Raw genomic sequence first — 856 nt, forward strand, 5'->3', positions numbered from 1 at the left:
CTCCTCCGAACTGCCCGAGGTGATCCGGCTTGCCGACCGCGTGTTGGTCATGCGCGACGGCACCATCGCCGCCGAACTCGATAGGGCAAATCTCTCAGAACAGGCGATCGCGGCGCACGCCATCCCGCAAACGCAAACGCCGGCCGCACAGCCGGCAAGGCAGTAGGTGACGGATATGTCGGATGCCACTCTGGTGCGGTCCCAGGCCGAATTCCTGCGCGGTGTTTCCATGCGCGACGCCGGCACGCTGATCGGGCTTGTCGTGATCCTGGCCGTGTTCGGCGCGCTGGTGCCCGGCTTTTTCGCCGAGCGCAACCTGATCAACATCCTGCAGCAGTCGAGCATCAATGCCTGTCTGGCGCTGGGCATGACGCTGGTCATCATCTCCGGCGGCATCGACCTGTCGGTCGGGCCGACGGCAGCACTCTCGGCCGTCATCTCGGCCTCTATGATGGTCGCCGGCGTGCCGTTTCCGCTGGCCATCGCCGCCGGCTTCGCCATTGGTCTTGCCTGCGGCCTCGTCAACGGCGTGCTCGTCGCCCATGTTGGGCTGCAGCCCTTCATCGTCACGTTGGGAACGCTCAGCACCTATCGGGCACTGGCGCTGATCTACACCGGCGGCAATCCGGTCCTCGGCCTGCCCCCAGGCTTTCGCGCCGTCTTCAACGGTTCGCTGTTCGGACTGCCTCTGGCGGTCGTCATCGTCGCCTGCGTGGCTGTCGTCGCCTGGGTCGTTTTGAAGAAGACGCCCTTCGGCGAATATCTGCTCGCCGTCGGCGGCAACGAGGAGGCGGCCTACATCGCCGGCGTGCCGATTGCCCGCACCAAGAACGCCGCCTACACGATCTCAGGCCCG

The 856-nt window shown here is 65.9% G+C and carries 1 protein-coding gene and 1 pseudogene; both read left to right on the forward strand.

Annotation, left to right across the window (positions count from 1 at the left end; translation table 11 throughout):
* Positions 1-166, forward strand: a pseudogene (locus EN884_RS40005) (sugar ABC transporter ATP-binding protein); the annotation flags it as partial.
* A 9-nt stretch (positions 167-175) separates the two neighbouring features.
* Positions 176-856: ABC transporter permease (locus EN884_RS37355; RefSeq protein WP_164895482.1), on the forward strand; the 681-nt coding region annotated here is incomplete at its 3' end.

It is taken from the genome of Mesorhizobium sp. M7A.F.Ca.AU.001.01.1.1, from assembly GCF_004022735.1.
Taxonomy (GTDB): domain Bacteria; phylum Pseudomonadota; class Alphaproteobacteria; order Rhizobiales; family Rhizobiaceae; genus Mesorhizobium; species Mesorhizobium ciceri.